Below are 16,345 nucleotides of genomic sequence, written 5' to 3'. Positions count from 1 at the left end.
CGGTTTTTGATGAGGGAACCGGATTGTCCCGCGAGCAACGCGGTGATGTAGCGGTTGAGCACGGGAAGGCGGGCCATCCCCAGCAGGGCGCGGCGGAGTCCGAGCCGCAGCCGGGACTCGGGCAGGAGTCGTCGGGCACCGGCACGGCCCGCCTTCTGCTTCTCCTCCGCCACCGGACTCCAGAGTTCCTCGTATCGCACCAGTGCCTGTTCATGTCCGTTGTGGACAACACGAACCTGGTGCACCGGTATCGGTCGGCGCGCGTAAGGATCTGACGCACGGATCCTCCAGTCTCGCCTGCCCCGCCTGCTGGCTGCGGTGCTGGTGGGTGCGGCGCCGGGCGTGGCGGGCGCGGTGCCGCAGTTGGTGTCGCGCAACATCATGTCCGCACCCGACACGCTGGCGACCCTCGACCTGCCACTCGGCGGGGCGTCCGCCGCGGACAGGCTCGGGCCACCGCTAATCGAGCAGGCCCATCATGCCCGGCAGTCCCAGGGACAGCGCGGGGATGAAGGTGACGGCGATGAGCAGCAGGACCAGCCCGACGAAGTACGGCATCAGCTTCGGGACGACCCGCTCGACCGACACCCCGCTCACGCCGGTCCCGACGAACAGGACCGAACCGACCGGCGGCGTCATGGTGCCGATGCACATCGCGAGGATGAGCACCATTCCGAACTGGACCGGGTCCATGCCGAGCTCCTCGGAGATGGGCAGCAGGATCGGCGTGAAGATGAGGATCGCCGGCGTGATGTCCATGAACGTGCCCACCACCAGGAGCACGAGCAGCATCAGCACCAGAATGACCGCCTTCGAGTCCGCCACCGACAGCAGCGCCTCCGTGATCGCCGTCGGGATTCCCGTGTAGGCCATCACCCACGACATGCCCGCCGACGCCGCGATGAGAAACATGACGATGCCGGTCGCGACGACCGTTCGGGTCACGACATCCCTGAAGGCCGTCCACGACATGCTCCGGTACGCCAGCGACAGCACCAGCGTGTACAGCACGGCGACCGCGGCACCCTCGGTCGCCGTGAAGACGCCGAACACGATGCCCCCGACCACGACGACGATCAGCAGCAGTCCCGGGATCGCGCTGAGCAGGCACCGGAAGGCCTCGGGCAAGGTGACGCGGTCGGCATTCGGGTACTCCTGCCGCCGGGTGAAGGCGTACGCGATCACCATGATCACCAGGCCCATGAGGATGCCGGGTACATACCCCGCCATGAACAGCGCCGAGACGGACACGCCGCCCGCGACGGTCGAGTAGACGATCGCGGCCGTCGTCGGCGGGATGAGCAGTCCGGTCGGGGCCGACGCGATGTTGACCGCGGCCCCGAACGCCGGGTCGTATCCGGCCTCGCGCTGACGATCGTGCAGCGTGCTGCCGATCGCGGCGGCCGATGCCACGGCCGAACCGGACAGCGCGCCGAACAACATGTTGGCCAGCACGTTGGTGTGCGCCAGCCCGCCGGGGACCCGACCCACCGCCACCAGAGCAAGGTCGACGAGGCGGCGCGCAATTCCGCCGGTGTTCATGATGTTGCCCGCGAAGATGAACAACGGGACGGCCAGCAACGCGAAACTCTCGATGCCGACGTTCATCTGCTGCCCGATGACGTAGGTGGAGTCGTCCCACGGCAGGAACGCCAAGGCGGTGACGAACGAGGCCACCCCGAGCGATACCGAGATCGGCACGCCCGCGAACAGCAGGACGAAGAATGCGCCGAACAGGATGGCGACAGCGGTCAGAGCACCCATCAGTCCGTCCCTTCCGTCTCGATCGAGACCTCCCTGACGAGGTCCTCCCAGATGTTCAGCGACTGCGCGAACGCGATCGCGAGGCCGGCGATCGGCCCGATCGTGTAGACCAGACCCCGGGAGATCCCCAGCAGGGCCGAATAGTTGGTGGCCGCGCTGAGCGCCAGCATCGTGCCGCCGATCACCAGGACGACCACGGCGAAGACCAGCACGAGGACGTCCGAGCCGATGACCAGCGTGCGCCGCACCGCGGGCGAGAACCGGTCCCGCAGGAAGACGAGCGCCATGTGCTTGCGATGGAGGAACGCGTACGCGGCGCTGATCATCGACGTCCAGATGAGCGCGTAGCGCACGAGCTCCTCGGTGAAGGCCGCGGGCGAGCCCAAGACGTAGCGGGTGAAGACCTGGTACAGCACCAGCAGGGTCATGATGACGAGCAGGACACCGGCGAAGGCAGCCAGTACGCCACCGAGCGCTCGTCGCACCCTGTTCAGACGGTCGAGTGCGGTCATGGCGTGTCTCGCTTCCCGGCCGAGTTGATGACGGACAGGAGCTCCGCGACCTCCGGGTACTGCTTGGCGTACTCGTCCACCACCGGCCGGGTGGCCTCGCGGAAGGCCTCGGTGTCGACGTCGGTGATGAACTCGACGCCCATCGCCTTCGCGTCGGCGACCGCCTGCTCGGTGCTCTTCGCCCAGTCGGCCTTCTGCTGCTCGGTCGATGCGCGGGCGGCCTCGGAGAGCAGCTCCTCGTCGGCCGGGGCGAGCCGCTCCCAGGTCTCGGTGCTGATCACGAGCATGTCGGGGATCCGGGTGTGCTCGGTCATCGAGAACGCGCGGGAGACCTCGCCGTGCGCGCTCTCGGTGAGCACCGTCTCGTTGCTCTCGGCGCCGTCGATCAGGCCGGTCTGCAGCGAGGTGTAGGTGTCGCCGAACGCCATCACGACCGGGGCGGCGCCCAGATCGCCGACGAAGTCGGTCTGCGAGCGCATGTCCTGCACGCGAATCTTCAGCCCGCGCAGGTCTTCCGGGGTCCGCACCGGCGTGTTCCGGGTGTAGAAGGACCGCGCCCCGGAGCTGTAGTAGGTGAGGCCGACGAAACCGTCCTCGGCGGTCGAGCGGAAGTACTCGGCCATCTGCGGCGAATCCATCACCTCGTAGAACTCCTGCTCGGAGTCGAAGATGTAGGGCAGGCCGAAGGTGTGGTAGCCGGGATCGTAAGTCGCCAGCCCTGGGGCGCTGACCCGGGTCATGTCGACGATGCCCTCGTGGACCTGGCCGAGCACGTCGGGTTCGGCGCCCAGCTGACCGTTGCCGTAGACCTTCACCACGATGCGGCCGCCGCTGCGCCGCGCGACGTCGTCGGCGAAGGAGGCGAGCGCCTTGGAGGTGACGTGGTCGTCGCTGAGGTTGTTCGCCAGGGTCAACACCAGGGGGTTCTGCGGCGTCGCCTCGGCGCTCGTCCGCGCGCCGGATGCGGGCGCGCACGCGGCAAGGGCCGCAACGAGGACCAGGGCGACGCTGCCGCTGATCAGTCGTTTTTTCATGCCTGCCTTTCTCACATGCCGATCATGTCGACCGGCTCGAACGAGATCGTGACGGCGAGATCGCCGCCGTGGTCGGGGGTTTTGATCAGCACGGATCCGAGCCCGATGTCGTAGTGCCAGCCCAGGTCCGCGGCGTCGAAGCGACTGCGGTGGAGATGCTGCGGGAGCCGCTCGCCGTCGAGGGCGACCCAGTGCGGGCACTGGCCGGGCCGGATGACGTCGAACAGCAGCCGTTCGACGGCGCTGCGGTACTCGCCGCGCCGGGTCAGCTCCAAGCGCACCTGCTCACCGACGGTCATCCGGACGTCGGTCGCACGGAACGCACCGTCCTCGTGGGCGCGGGTGAGTCCGTCGTCCTCGTAGAGCGTGAACCGGGCGTCGCGATCGGGAGCGCAGATCAAGCGCAACTCCGTCACCTCGTCACGGGTGAGGCTGTGCAGCTGGTTCTCCGCGACCGGGACGATGCCGCCGCCACGCAGGAACAGCGGGATCGAGCCGAGGTCCACCGGCAGTTCCACGACCTGTCCGCCCTCGTAGCGCTCGCGGGTCCAGGCGTCGTAGAACACCTCGCCCTGCGGAAGCCGGACGGCTCGGGTGCTCGCCCCCGGGGTGAGCACGTTGGCGACGAGCAGCGCGTCGCCGAGCATGAACTCCTCGGAGGTCTCGTCGAGCGCCGGGTCGCCTTGGAAGGCGCTGACCAGCGGTTCCATGATCGGCCAGCCGGTCGCTGCGGCGCGCGCCGTGAGCGAGTACAGGTAAGGGAAAAGCCGGTAGCGCAGCTTGATGGCGTCCCGGATGTGGGGCGTGTGGTCGCGGTACATCCACGGCTCGGTCACCGTGTTGTCGGAGTTGACCGAGTGGATCGAGAACCTCGGTTGGAAGACGCCGTGCTGCACCCACCGCACCAGCAGCTCGGGATCTGGCGCAGGGCCGTGGAATCCGCCGATGTCACATCCGTGGTGCGGGAAGCCGGACAGGCCCATCCCGAGAATCGTGGCGATGTTGTGCCGCAGCGACTCCCACGAGGTGGAGTTGTCGCCCGCCCAGCTCTGGGCGTAGCGCTGGATGCCCGCGTGACCGGAGCGGCACACGATGTAGGGACGAGCCGACGGAGCGGTCGCGGCGATGCTGTCGCGGGTCACCCGGCACATGAGGTTCGGCATGACGTTGCGCAGCCGGCCGATCGTCGCGCCTGCGCCCTCGAAGTCGACGCCGGAGTCGGTGTCGATGATGCCGTCGTACTCGCAGTTGTCGTTCCAGACCGATGTCGTGCCCTTGTCCAGGATCTCTTCGGTGAGCCAGCGCTGCCACGCCTCGCGGGCGGCGGGCTTGGTGAAGTCGACGAACCGGCCCGGCCCGCCCCACCAGGCACCGGCGGCGGGGCCGGCACCGGCTGACGCGGCCGCGTCGGAGCTGCGGGTGACGAAGACGTCCGCATTGCGGAACTCCTCGAAGCGGGGATGGACGTCGAGGACACCGGGCTTGACGTTCGGGGACACGGTGATGCCCCGCTCGGCCATTCCGGCGAAGAAACCCTCAGGATCGGGGAAACGGCGCTCGTTCCACGTGAAGACGCACCGCTTCGTTCCCTCCTCGGTCTCCTGCGTGGTGTAGCCCGACGAGAGCTGGAAGCCGTCGACGGGAATGTCCTCGGCCCTGGCGATGTCGATGAACTCGGTGATCGCGCCGTCGCAGTCGGCGTCGAGTTCGGAGTAGTACATCGACGAGGCGAGGTAGCCCAGCGCGTATTTGGGCAGCAGCGGTGGTCTGCCGGTCAGCATGGCGTAGCGCTGCACGACGTCGCGGATGCCCGGGCCGGCGATCAGGAAGAGATCGATGTCGCCGCCGTCGGCGCGGTAGCGGCTGTGCGGAGGCCAGTAGTTGCTCCGCTCCCGGCCGAGATCGAAATCGCAGTCGTAGGTGTTGTGGTAGAAGTAGCCGACGGCTTTCCGGTTTTCCCGGTTCATCTTGAGGTAGAACGGGATGTGCTTGTACAGCGGGTCGGTTTCACGCGGATCGTAACCGAGGGCGTCTTTCGGGCTCATCGTGATGAGTTTTTGCGCCTTGTTCAGCGGCCCCGTGGTCTCGCCGAAACCGTAGAACGCGTCGTCGCGCGAAATCTCGCTGGTGTGAATGCGGCGACCGTTCGAATCCTCCAGATAACCGAGCCCGACGATGTCCGAGTGGAGCAGGGTGCCCTCGTCGTCGTGCACGCGGATTCGAAACGGAGCCTTCTCGATGTCCACGCGGAGGTTCCCGCCGGTCGCCCTGAAGAGATCGCCGAGGTCGTCGACGTCAAGCGGCAGCGGCGTCACCCGCGTGCGCTCGGCGCCCATGAACTCGTCGAGCCGGTCCGGCCACGCCGTCGTGGTGAGCGTGTACGACTCCTCGGCGAAATCGCCCTCGAAGCCGGCGCGAATGCGCAGAACGCCGTCGGCCATGAGAATGAGCCGGATCTCGACACCGTCGGTGTGGACCTGGACCTGGTCACCGGCCCGTTCGACTCGCTCGACTCGTGATGTGACTCGCACGTGGACTTCTCTCGATCTGGCGAATTGGTCACTGCCCGGGTGGCAGCGCCGACGAGTACAATGATGAGGCGGCGCGGGCGCTCGGCTCACCAGTCATGAATCGTGCCGTCCTGGAGCCGATTCACCGGCAGGTATGCCCGCTCGTACGGGTACTTCGCCGCCAGGTCGTCGTCGAAGTGGATGCCCAGACCGGGTTCCTCGCTCGGCCGCAGGCCGCCGAGGGCGAACTCGTACGTCGGCCCGAAGACCTCCCGCGTCTGCTCGCTGTGGACCATGTACTCCTGGATGCCGAAGTTGTGCAGTGCCAGACCGAGGTGCACCGCAGCCGCCAGCCCGACCGGTGAGACGTCCGTCGGGCCGTGCATACCGGATTTGACCTGGTACATCGCCGCGTAGTCCATGATCCGGCGCACGCTGGTGATGCCTCCCGCGTGCGTGATCGGTGAGCGCACGTAGTCGATGAGCTGCTCGCGGATCAGGTGCTGGTAGTCCCACACGGAGTTGAACACCTCGCCGATCGCCAGCGGCGTGGTGGTGTGGTGACGCACCCAGCGCAGCGCTTCCTGGTTCTCGGCCGGCGTGACGTCTTCGAGCCAGAACAGGTCGTAGGGTTCCAGGGATTTGCCCAGCTTGGCCGCCTGGATCGGGGTGAGCCGGTGGTGCGCGTCGTGCAGCAGCGCGATGTCCTCGCCGAACTCGCCGCGGACGGCTTCGAACACCGAGGGCACGTGCCGCAGGTAGGCGCGGGTGTCCCAGCTCTCCTCGGCGGGCAGCGCCGAGCGGCGGGCGGGTTCGTAGTCGTACCGGGTGTCGTCGCCGATCGAGGCGGCCGCGCTGGAGGCGACGCCGTACACCGAGTCCAGACCCGGCACGCCGGTCTGGATGCGGATCGCGCGGAAGCCCTCTTCGAGGTGCTCGCGCACCGAGTCGAACAGTTCGGGAACGTCCTTGCCGCTGGCGTGCCCGTAGACCAGGCACCGCTCGCGGCTGGCCCCGCCCAGCAGCTGGTAGAGCGGTAGCCCGGCGACCTTGGCCTTGATGTCCCACAGGGCGGTGTCCACGGCCGCGATCGCGGCCATCGTCACCGGACCGCGCCGCCAGTACGCGCCGCGGTACAGGTACTGCCAGGTGTCCTCGATGGTGTGCGCGTCACGCCCGATCAGCAACGGCACGACGTGGTCGGTGAGGTAGCCGGCCACCGCCAGCTCCCGGCCGTTCAGCGTGCCGTCGCCGTAGCCGACCACACCGTCGTCGGTGGTGATCTTCAGCGTGAGGAAGTTGCGGCCTGGGCTGGTGACGATGACGTCTGCGCGCTCGATGAGCACTGGTCCTCCTTGACTGGAAACGACGAGTGCTCGCCGGTCCGCCGTGCTCGAGTGATCGGTGCGATGGCTGTGAGCCTCGTGGTCGGTTCAAAGTAGGCGGCGTCCCGTAGGCTGGCAATCAGTTGCCACTTGTTGCCAACATCAACAGCGGACGACCACGGAGGTAAGCGGTGGACCAGGCCAGGCCGACGATCTACGACGTCGCGCAGCGCTGCGGCGTCGCGGCCTCCACGGTGTCGCGCACCTTCTCCCACCCCAGCCGGGTCAACCCCGCCACCCGTGAGAAGGTCCGCGCCGCCGCCGACGCGATCGGCTACCTCCCGCGGCCGCTGGCGCGCGCGGAGGCACCCGGCCGCGCGCGGACGATCACCCTGGTCGTCACCGATATCGCCAACCCGTACTACGCCCCGCTGATCAAGGCGGCCCAGTCCCAGGCACTGGAGAAGGACTACACGCTCGCCCTGACCGACAGCGACGAGTCACCGCAGGTGGAGGTCAGCAACCTGCGGCAGCTGCTGGCGACCACCAGTGGTGCCATCCTGGCCACCTCCCGCCTGTCCGACGACGTCATCCGCCAGATCGCCCAGCATCGCGCGCTGGTCATCATCAACCGCGAGATCGACGGAATACCCAGCCTCGTGGTCGATACCGCGGGAGGGATGCGCAAAGCCGTTCGCCATCTGGCAGCCATCGGACATCGCCGCATCGCGTATCTCTCCGGCCCTCACAACTCCTGGATCAACAGCGCACGCTGGTGTGCTGTGCAGGAGGAATCCGGCGCGCTCGGTCTCGACGCCGCGTTCGTGGGGCCGCACGTGCCAAACCTCCGGGGCGGGCACGAAGCCGCCGACGCGCTGATGCTGCAGCACGCGACCGCCGCCATCGCCTACAACGACCTCATCGCCATCGGTGCTCTGCAACGCTTGCAGGCCGCCGGTGTCAGCGTGCCCGCGGACTTCAGCCTCATCGGATGCGACGACATCTTCGGCGCGGACCTGACCGCTCCCGGCCTGACCACCATCGCCGGGCCCACCGAACGGCTCGGCAGGTCCGCCGTCGACGCCCTGCACGCCCAGCTCACGCAGCGCACGAGGGTGGATTCCACGCTGTTCGACGCCCATCTCGTGACCCGCGGCTCCACTGCCGCCCCTCGGCATGACAACTGATGGCAACTAGTTGCACTCGTCGCGCGGGATGACGACGCTGCCCGTATGGACCGTGGCATGGCAGCAACCTCTGGGACCCACCGCGACCGCGAGAACGAAGGCCCCCCTGCCACACCTCGCGGCGCCGCCCCTGCGGGCCGGGTACCGCTGACCCCGCACCCGGACCGTCTGCTCCCGTCCGAACCGTCCCAGCGCCGCATCGCGCGGCGGCTCTACGACAGCGTCCGCGACCTCCCGCTGATCAGTCCGCACGGGCACGTCGAGGCCCGCCTGCTCGCGGACGACGACGCGTTCACCGACCCAGCGTCGTTGCTGGTCACGCCCGACCACTACGTCACGCGCCTCCTGCACGCCCACGGTGTCCCGCTGGCCGACCTCGGACTGCGCGACAGCGCCGGCGACACCGACCCCGCGCAGCCGAGGGACATATGGCGGACCTTCTGCGAGCACTGGCACCTGTTCCTGGGCACCGCGTCCCGGGGCTGGCTGGAGGCCGAGCTGCACGACGTGCTCGGCGTGACGGTGCAGCCGTCGGCCGACACCGCCGACGAACTGTTCGACGAGCTCACCGCCCGGCTGCGCGAGCCCGAGTTCCGGCCCCGGGCGCTGTACGACTCGTTCGCGATCGCGGTGCTGGCCACCACCGACGATCCCGCCGGCGACCTCTCCTACCACCGGGCCCTGGCCGACGACCCGTCCTGGTCGGGCCGCGTCGTGCCAACCTTCCGCCCCGACCGTTACCTCGATGCGACCAGCTCCGGCTGGACCAAGGCGCTGGACGAGCTCGCCGCCGCCAGCGGCATCGATACCGGGGACTACGACGGGCTCATCCGGGCGCTGGAGAACCGCCGGGAGTACTTCCGCGCGCTCGGCGCCACCGCCACCGATCACAGCGCTCCAGATGCGCGCATGGCGTTCCTGGACGCCGCGCAGGCGCAGCGCTTGGTCGATCAGGTCCGATCCGGCACAGCCAGTGCCGGTGACGCTCGCCTGCTGTCGCAGCAGCTGCTCGGCGAAATGGCCCGTATGTCCAGCGAGGACGGAATGGTCATGGCGCTGCACACCGGCAGCAGGCGCAACCACCACCCGGACACGCTGCGCCGTTTCGGCCCCGACACCGGCCACGACATCCCGCTGCAGGCGGAGTTCACCCGCGCGCTGCAGCCGATGCTGGAGCGTTTCGGCACCAACCCGCGGTTCCAGACCGTCCTGTTCACCCTCGACGAGACGGTCTTCTCCCGGGAACTCGCTCCCCTCGCCGGGTTCTACCCCTCGGTCTACCTAGGTGCGCCGTGGTGGTTCCTCGATGCTCCCCGCGCGATGTATCGATTCCGTGACGCCGTCACCGAAACGGCCGGCTTCTACCGGAACGCGGGCTTCATCGACGACACCCGCGGGTTCTGCTCCATCCCGGCCCGCCACGACACGGCCCGCAGGGTCGACGCGGCCCACTTGGCCGGACTCGTCGCCGAACACGTGCTCAGCGAGGACGACGCCGCCCTCGTCATCCACGACCTCCACGACCGCCAACCGCGAAGGGCGTTCCGACTGTGACGACACGACTGACCCGCGCCTCAGCCCACGCACGCCCGCCGGCTCCGGTGCGCGCCGTTCACCTCGGGCTCGGCGCGTTCCACCGGGCCCACCAGGCGGTGTACACGATGGCCGACCCCGAGTGGGGCATCGCGGCCTACACCTTCCGCAACACCGAGCTGCCGCGCAGGCTCGCCGAGCAGGACGGCCTGTACTCGCTGCAGGTGCGGGGAGATGGGGAGCCACAGGCCGAGATCGTCGATGCGATCAGCCGTGCCCATGCCGGCAGCGACACCGACCAGTGGCTCGCCGATCTGGCTTCTCCCGATGTGGCGCTGCTGACGCTGACGATCACCGAGGCCGGGTACCGGGTGTCCGGTGATCAGGACGGGACCGCGATCGGCCGCCTCCTCGCCGGGCTGCGCGGACGCCACCGCGCGGGCGGCGCCCCGATCGCGCTCGTGCCCTGCGACAACCTGCCGGGCAACGGCGGCGTCCTGCGGAGGGCGATCGGCGTCGCCGCACAGGCCGAGGGCCCGGGCTTCCGTTCGTGGATCGAGGACAACGTGTCGTTCGTCGACACGGTCGTCGACCGCATCACGCCCGCGGTCACCGAGCAGGACGTCATCGCCGCCGCGCGGCTCACCGGGCTCGAGGATCGGGCTCCCGTGGTGACCGAACCGTTCAGCGAGTGGCTGCTGGCGGGCGATTTCCCGCTCGGCAGGCCCGCGTGGGAGAAGTCCGGTGCCCGGTTCGTCGACGACCTCGCCGCCTACGAGCAGCGCAAACTGTGGTTCCTCAACGGTGCTCACACGCTGCTTGCCTACGCCGGCCCTGCGCTGGGGTGCGCGACGGTCGACGAGGCCGTCCGGCACCCGGTGTTGGCGAGGTTGACGGAGTCGTGGTGGGACGTCGCGGCGCGCCACGCGCCTCTCCCAGCGCAGGACTTGACCTACTACCGGGAGCGTCTGCTCCAGCGCTTCTCCTCGCGCGGAGTGCGGCACAACCTGTTGCAGATCGCCGCCGACGGTTCGCAGAAGATCCCCGCTCGGATCCTGCCGGTGCTGCGCGCCGAACGCGCCGCGGAACGGATGCCTGAAGCCCCCGTCGCGGCGTTGGCCGGTTGGCTGATCCATCTGCGCGACCGACCGGTCAGCGACCCCCGCGCCGACGAACTGGTCGCGTTGGCCCGTTCGGCGGACGCCCCGCGCCGTGTCCTGTCCGCTCTGGACATCACCCTTGCCGACGACGGGGAGCTGGTCTCCGCTGTGGAGGACTACGTCGAGCACCTGCGGCTATCCACTGGCTGAACCGTGCGAATCCGTCATCCCCGGCGCAGGCACGGCACGACCACCGGCAACCGGTCTCAGCGAGCAGACCCCACGCCTGGCCGGAGGTAGTTCCACGCCGACGAGGATGTTCAGTGGCGGCTCTGACCTCCTCGCCAGGCGTACGATCAGGGCGACCAGTTCCTCGCCGATCGCCGGACGACCACTCCTGCGGCAACGATGCCGGCTCGATCACGGCCTCGGAATATTCAGGCGCAGGCCGTCAGGTGGGTGCCGGTCTGACCTTCGGCTACCTGGCCGCGCGCCACGCCGCCCGCTCTCCGGCGAGTGCGGAGGCCGCGGACGCGGCCCGAGCGAACCGGGGGAGTGTCAGTTGATCTGACGTGGGGGACGCCGCGGCGTCCTGCTCCACGGTGGCGGCGGCCGACGCGGGGTGGGCGTGCGCGGGCGTGCTGATCTCGATCGACTCGTGAGCCACCTCGCGGTAGAAAGCCTGGCCGAACGCCACGAGGCCGAGGAAGCCGAACGGCAACGCTTCGAGCACGAACTCGACTACGTCGACCGTATGCACCGCGAGCTGCACCGCGGCATCGACGGCCCCAGCCTCGGCCTGTGACCGGCTGGCGGTTCGGTCACAGGCGCCCTCGTGCTCACGGAGCGCTTAATGATCTTTCGGTATTTGGGTGATCTTGTTTGTCATAAGTGGAGGACGGTGTGGTCGAGGAAGGAGAAGCACAGTTGGTAGCTGCTGCCGATGCGTTCCAGGCCGGTCTCGGCGGCGGTGTGTGCTTCGTCGATGGTCTTGGGGCAGAGGTTGGCCAGTTCGGTTGCTTTGATGTTGCCCCAGATCTGTTCGACGGGGTTGAGGTCGGGGGCGTAGCCGGGCAGTGGTTCGACGCGCAGCCAGTGTCGTTGGGTGGCAAGCCAGGCTTTCATGGCTTGGGAGCGGTGGGCGGGCAGGCCGTCCCAGATCAGCGTCACCGGCGCACCGTCGAAATGGTCGTGCAGGTCGGTGAGGAACTCGATCAGCGAGGCGGTGTCGTTGGCCCCGTGCTTGGCCTGAAACACCAACGTCGCCTGGCTGCGATCAGGCCGGTAGGCCAGCGCGGCCGACATCGACATCCGTGTCCAGGAAAAACGGTGCCGCACTACCGGGGTCCGCTCTCGTCTTGGAAGCAGATCCAGGCCCCTCGGCGCCGGGCCCCGGTTTTATCCGCGGCCACTCGGTTTTCACCCATTCCTCGATCGCCGCCTCGTCGCGCTCGACGGCTCGCCGTGCTGGTCTCTGGCGGCTCCAGCCGAGCCGCCGGCGCAGACTCACCCACGTCTGCGACTGCGAATACCGCACGCCGGTAAGCCGTTCGATCACCTCCGTCACCCGGGCCAGCGTCCACATCTCGGCGGGAAACCCGCCTGCGCGCGGGCCGTTGAGCAACTCGGTCTCGATCGCGGCCAGCTGCTCATCGCAGAGTGTGGATATCCGCCCGGCGCGACCGGCACCGGCCAGAGCCTCGGGACCACCACTCGACCACGCCCGGCGCCACCGCGACGCGGTCTGCTGCGACACGCCCAGCACGGTGGCCACATCGACCTGCCGCTCGCCGCGACCGAACATCTCCGCCGCCTGCATCCGACGCTCCCGCAACGGGTCGAAATCCCGCCTATCGGCACGCTCACCAGCACGGGCCTGCTCACCCGTCGACCGTGAAAACCTCGCCAAGATCGTCCCATGCCGGAACACAAAACAACCCCAGCGACTCACCCTATTACAAGAAGATCATTAACTGCGGGTCGGTAGGTTGATCCGGTACTGGGCCATCTTGCGGTAGATGGTGGCGCGGCTGAGTCCGAGTTTGGCCGCTGCCTGTGCCACGGTCGCTCCTGGTTCGATCAGGCAGCGGACGATCTCGTCGCGTTCGAGTGCCTGCAGGCGGCTGAGGGGGCGGCCTGGTCCGGTGAAGACCTCGGGCGGCAGGTGGTGCAGGTCGATGACCCTGGCTCGTGGTGCCGCGTCGCGGATGACGCGCCGGAGCTGGCGGATGTTATTCGGCCAGTCGTGGACTGTCAGCGCGCGTGCAGCGGCTGGTGTGAAGGTTACCGAGCGTCCCCAGTCCTGGCGGGCGAGGTGCTGGGCGAGAGGCACGATGTCTGCTGGCCGGTACCTGAGTGCGGGTACCTCGATCACGCTGTCGATCAGCGGGCGCAGTTCTTCGGGGAGCGCCGAGTTCGTCGACGCGGTCAGGACGAGCGGCTGGAGACGTTCGGGGCCGGTTCCGTCGTGGCGCACGGCGGTGAACAGCCGTGCCAGCTCGGTCGTCGCGCATGCGGGCAGGGTGTCCACTCCGGAGACGATCACGCACGTGCTGTCCTTGCCCACCTCGGGAGCCCACAACGCCAGCCATGCCTCGACGTCTTCGGGAGCGGGCGGGCGGGCGTTGAGGATGCGTTCGCGCCGTACTCCGCGACGCGCCTGGGACACCAACGCGGTCTTGCCCGCGCCTGGTTCACCGACGACCGCGACGACGTCGCCCCGATCAAAGGCCGTGCGGGCCTGAGAGACGGCCTCGGTCCAGTCGGCCGAGGGTGGGGAGGCGGTGACCTCCTGGAGGCGGTCGGCGTAAACGCGGAACACCTCGCCGCGCGGCATCGGCCGGGTCTTGTGCCCAGTACCGCGCGCCAGCATGAGGGCCATGGTGTTGCCGGCCGCGGCCTGAGCGAGGGCCAACAGCAGCGTCTCGGAGGAGTCGGACCAGGTGGTGAGGTTGACGGTGCCGGCCAGTCCACCGCTGACCGGGTCGAGGATCGGAGCTGCCGCGCAGGTGTAGCCGCGAAGGCTCGTGCAGTAATGCTCGTCGGCCCTCACCAGCGACGACACACGATCGGCCAAGGCGAGTCCAAGCCCGTTGGTCCCCGCGTTGCGCTCGGCGAAGTAGAAGCCCGGAGCGAGGTTGACGCTGTCGAGCGAGCGGTTGATCGAACGGTCGTCCGACATCCTGGTCAGCACGAGTCCCTCGCTGTCGGTGAGCATCAGGCTGACCGGTTCGTTGGCGAGGGTGTCCCGTAAGCCGCGCAGCACTTCCTCGCCGCATTCGTAGAGCAGCGAATCGGTGTCCACGGAGCCTGTGAACACCGGGCGCATCTCGTCCGCTGACAGCCCGTAGCGCTCACTGCGCTGCCATGAAGCCTGCAGGCGTGGAGCCGCGGAACGCGTGCGGGGTGCGAGTGGCCCTGGCGGCTCCGCGTGTCGGATGCGCCGGCGGTTGTTCATCTCGTGCCTCCAGCTCACGCATCGTTGCGCTGACCCTGGCCACCGTAATGCTTGCAGCGGCGTTCCTCAGCAGCCCGGATGTCTCAAAGTGAGACATCGGAGGCCTCCACGATCGATGTCGTACTGCCTAGCGTTCCCTCCCACGTGCCACGGCCGCCACGTACTCGGAGGTGCACATGTACAGCAAGGACGGCGAGAACTACTTCATCGTCGATGCGCACGTCGCGCTCTGGGACGCTCGTCCCGAAAACCAGCTCAACATTCACGGAAAGCAGTTCATCGACTGCTTCTACGACTACCACCGGAACCTGAGTCCGGGGACCGAGCTGTGGCCGTACGAGGATTTCCTCTACTACGGCGGCGAGCGTTTGATCAAGGACTTGTTCGTCGACGGATACGTCGACCACGCCATCTTCCAGCCCGCCTACCTCGGCGCTTTCTTCCGAAATGGCTTCGCACAGGTGGAAGAGGCGTTCGCGCTCACCCAGCGGCATTCCGACAAGCTGACATACAACCACTGCTGGGACCCGCGTTTCGAGCAGGATGGCCTCGACCAGCTGCGCCGGGACGCTGAGCGGTTCCAGCTCAAGGGCGTGAAGCTCTACACCGCGGAGTGGTATGGCGATTCGCGCGGGTACAAGCTGAACGATCCGTGGACTTACCGCTATCTCGAAGCCTGCCAGGAGCTCGGGATCCGCAACATCCACATCCACAAGGGACCGACGATTCGGCCCTTGGACCGCGACGCGTTCGACGTCGCCGACGTCGACATTGCGGCGACGGACTTCCCGGACCTCAACTTCGTCGTCGAGCACTGCGGCCTCCCGCGCCTGGAAGACTTCTGCTGGATCGCGACGCAGGAGCCGAACGTGCACGCCGGTCTCGCCGTCGCGATGCCCTTCATCCACACCAGACCCAGGTATTTCGCCCAGATCATCGGCGAACTGCTTTACTGGCTCGACGAGGACCGGATCCAGTTCTCCAGCGACTACGCGCTGTGGACGCCCCGGTGGCTGGTCGAACGCTTCGTCGACTTCCAGATCCCCGAGGACATGACGGAGTACCCGCCGCTCACCGTGGGGCAGAAGAAGAAAATCCTCGGACTCAACGCCGCGTCCATGTACGACATCGAGGTCCCCGCCGATCTCGGAGTGCTCGAAGCGGCGGTGGCCTGAAATGCCCACCGCAGAGCTGGAACGAGCCGCACGTGCGGCACTGGATCGTGTGCTCGACCCAGAACTGGACGAACCCATCACAGACCTCGGTTTCGTCCGTTCCCTGGAGGTCTCGGACCAAGGTGACATCACTGTCCACCTCCGCTTGCCGACCTCCTTCTGCTCGCCCAACTTCGCCTACCTGATGGCCTCCGATGCCAAGGACGTGCTGTCGGAGCTTCCGCAGGCGCGGGAAGTCGTGGTGGTCCTCGACGATCACCACGACTCGGAGGTGATCAACCGCGGGCTGGCCGCGGATGCGGGTTATCGAGGAACGTTCGGGGACGAGGCTGAGGAAGGACTCGACGAGCTGCGATTGGTGTTCCGCCGCAAGGCGCACACCGCGGCGATGGAGAGAGCGCTGACCGGCTTGCTCCGGGACGAGCCGACGCTGGCCGAGGAAGACCTCCACGACGTGACCTTGGCCGATCTTGCTGACTCGCCGAACGCTGACGCGCTTCTGCGGCGACGGCAGGCTCTCGGTCTGGACGTCGAACCGTCGGCCAAGGTTCTCGTGGACGACCAAGGCCGACCGTATCCGCGCGACGAGATTCCGGTCCGGCTGCGCTTCGCCCGCTCGGTGCGGATCTCGATCGACGGCAATGCGCACTTCTGCCGAGCCCTGCTGCGCACCCGCTATTCCGACGCCGCCGCGGACCAGTCGCCGCGAGCGGACGAACCGTCCTGGCAACTACCAGCCTGATGAGCA

14 protein-coding genes and 1 pseudogene are annotated in these 16,345 nt (G+C 68.0%); 7 read left to right on the top strand and 8 right to left on the bottom strand.

Annotated features, from left to right (window positions below):
* Positions 1-282: 282 nt before the first annotated feature.
* Positions 283-396 (top strand): annotated as a pseudogene (locus tag HUO13_RS28125) (iron chelate uptake ABC transporter family permease subunit); the annotation flags it as partial.
* Between the two features lie 63 nt (positions 397-459).
* On the opposite strand, the gene HUO13_RS28120 reads toward HUO13_RS28125, so the two are convergent.
* Genes HUO13_RS28120 through manD form a run of 5 tightly spaced genes read right to left on the bottom strand, consistent with a single transcriptional unit; the run spans position 460 to position 7,166 of the window.
* Complete coding sequence (locus tag HUO13_RS28120; protein ID WP_211898009.1) at positions 460-1,764, bottom strand: TRAP transporter large permease; 1,305 nt, start codon at positions 1,762-1,764, stop codon at positions 460-462.
* The gene (locus HUO13_RS28115) at positions 1,764-2,276 is read right to left on the bottom strand and encodes a TRAP transporter small permease (protein WP_211898008.1); all 513 of its coding nucleotides are present in this window, start codon (positions 2,274-2,276) and stop codon (positions 1,764-1,766) included. The genes HUO13_RS28120 and HUO13_RS28115 overlap by 1 nt, the downstream gene beginning before the upstream one ends.
* Positions 2,273-3,310, bottom strand: coding sequence for a TRAP transporter substrate-binding protein (locus HUO13_RS28110; RefSeq protein WP_249124129.1), 1,038 nt, complete (start codon positions 3,308-3,310; stop codon positions 2,273-2,275). Before HUO13_RS28110 ends, HUO13_RS28115 begins: the two co-directional genes overlap by 4 nt.
* 11 nt (positions 3,311-3,321) lie before the next feature.
* Positions 3,322-5,931, bottom strand: coding sequence for a glycoside hydrolase family 31 protein (locus tag HUO13_RS28105; RefSeq protein WP_249124128.1), 2,610 nt, complete (start codon positions 5,929-5,931; stop codon positions 3,322-3,324).
* The gene (gene manD, locus HUO13_RS28100) at positions 5,928-7,166 is read right to left on the bottom strand and encodes a D-mannonate dehydratase ManD (RefSeq protein WP_211898007.1); all 1,239 of its coding nucleotides are present in this window, start codon (positions 7,164-7,166) and stop codon (positions 5,928-5,930) included. The genes HUO13_RS28105 and manD overlap by 4 nt, the downstream gene beginning before the upstream one ends.
* A gap of 170 nt (positions 7,167-7,336) precedes the next feature.
* On the opposite strand from manD, the gene HUO13_RS28095 reads away from it, so the two are divergent.
* From HUO13_RS28095 to HUO13_RS28080, 4 genes are all read left to right on the top strand, one after another.
* On the top strand, positions 7,337-8,332 hold the full coding sequence (locus HUO13_RS28095) for a LacI family DNA-binding transcriptional regulator (RefSeq protein WP_211898006.1): 996 nt from the start codon (positions 7,337-7,339) through the stop codon (positions 8,330-8,332).
* 57 nt (positions 8,333-8,389) lie between these two features.
* Positions 8,390-9,886: a glucuronate isomerase gene (uxaC, locus tag HUO13_RS28090; protein WP_211898005.1), complete on the top strand. Its 1,497-nt coding sequence runs from the start codon at positions 8,390-8,392 to the stop codon at positions 9,884-9,886.
* Between the two features lie 47 nt (positions 9,887-9,933).
* On the top strand, positions 9,934-11,175 hold the full coding sequence (locus tag HUO13_RS28085) for a mannitol dehydrogenase family protein (RefSeq protein WP_249124127.1): 1,242 nt from the start codon (positions 9,934-9,936) through the stop codon (positions 11,173-11,175).
* A gap of 448 nt (positions 11,176-11,623) precedes the next feature.
* Positions 11,624-11,770 carry a hypothetical protein gene (locus HUO13_RS28080; RefSeq protein ID WP_211898004.1) on the top strand — a complete coding sequence of 49 codons (147 nt, stop codon included), beginning with the start codon at positions 11,624-11,626 and terminating at the stop codon, positions 11,768-11,770.
* Between the two features lie 80 nt (positions 11,771-11,850).
* On the opposite strand, the gene HUO13_RS28075 is transcribed toward HUO13_RS28080, so the two are convergent.
* Genes HUO13_RS28075 through HUO13_RS28065 form a run of 3 tightly spaced genes read right to left on the bottom strand, consistent with a single transcriptional unit; the run spans position 11,851 to position 14,293 of the window.
* Positions 11,851-12,270 carry a transposase gene (locus HUO13_RS28075; RefSeq protein WP_249124126.1) on the bottom strand — a complete coding sequence of 140 codons (420 nt, stop codon included), beginning with the start codon at positions 12,268-12,270 and terminating at the stop codon, positions 11,851-11,853.
* Positions 12,242-12,895: a winged helix-turn-helix domain-containing protein gene (locus tag HUO13_RS28070; RefSeq protein WP_432757865.1), complete on the bottom strand. Its 654-nt coding sequence runs from the start codon at positions 12,893-12,895 to the stop codon at positions 12,242-12,244. The genes HUO13_RS28075 and HUO13_RS28070 overlap by 29 nt, the downstream gene beginning before the upstream one ends.
* 39 nt (positions 12,896-12,934) lie before the next feature.
* A complete protein-coding gene (locus HUO13_RS28065; RefSeq protein ID WP_249124125.1) occupies positions 12,935-14,293 on the bottom strand; it encodes a GAF domain-containing protein in 1,359 nt (452 codons plus the stop codon).
* A 305-nt stretch (positions 14,294-14,598) separates the two neighbouring features.
* Between HUO13_RS28065 and HUO13_RS28060 the strand changes: the two genes are divergently transcribed.
* Positions 14,599-15,597 (top strand): amidohydrolase family protein, encoded by a 999-nt coding sequence (locus HUO13_RS28060; protein ID WP_211898000.1) that lies wholly within the window; start codon positions 14,599-14,601, stop codon positions 15,595-15,597.
* Between the two features lies 1 nt (position 15,598).
* Positions 15,599-16,339, top strand: coding sequence for an iron-sulfur cluster assembly protein (locus tag HUO13_RS28055; RefSeq protein WP_211897999.1), 741 nt, complete (start codon positions 15,599-15,601; stop codon positions 16,337-16,339).
* Positions 16,340-16,345 lie beyond the last annotated feature (6 nt).

Source organism: Saccharopolyspora erythraea (assembly GCF_018141105.1).
GTDB classification, from domain to species: Bacteria; Actinomycetota; Actinomycetes; order Mycobacteriales; family Pseudonocardiaceae; genus Saccharopolyspora_D; species Saccharopolyspora_D erythraea_A.
Note: the sequence above shows the minus strand (reverse complement) of the source record. Positions and strands in the feature narration are given on the sequence as shown.

What these genes read in the sequence shown, in the direction of transcription:
- HUO13_RS28075 (WP_249124126.1), bottom strand. Translation starts at nt 12,270, where the DNA reads ATGTCGGCCGCGCTGGCCTACCGGCCTGATCGCAGCCAGGCGACGTTG.
- HUO13_RS28110 (WP_249124129.1), bottom strand. Translation starts at nt 3,310, where the DNA reads ATGAAAAAACGACTGATCAGCGGCAGCGTCGCCCTGGTCCTCGTTGCG.
- HUO13_RS28115 (WP_211898008.1), bottom strand. Translation starts at nt 2,276, where the DNA reads ATGACCGCACTCGACCGTCTGAACAGGGTGCGACGAGCGCTCGGTGGC.
- uxaC (WP_211898005.1), top strand. Translation starts at nt 8,390, where the DNA reads ATGGCAGCAACCTCTGGGACCCACCGCGACCGCGAGAACGAAGGCCCC.
- HUO13_RS28055 (WP_211897999.1), top strand. Translation starts at nt 15,599, where the DNA reads ATGCCCACCGCAGAGCTGGAACGAGCCGCACGTGCGGCACTGGATCGT.
- HUO13_RS28120 (WP_211898009.1), bottom strand. Translation starts at nt 1,764, where the DNA reads ATGGGTGCTCTGACCGCTGTCGCCATCCTGTTCGGCGCATTCTTCGTC.
- HUO13_RS28065 (WP_249124125.1), bottom strand. Translation starts at nt 14,293, where the DNA reads ATGCGCCCGGTGTTCACAGGCTCCGTGGACACCGATTCGCTGCTCTAC.
- HUO13_RS28060 (WP_211898000.1), top strand. Translation starts at nt 14,599, where the DNA reads ATGTACAGCAAGGACGGCGAGAACTACTTCATCGTCGATGCGCACGTC.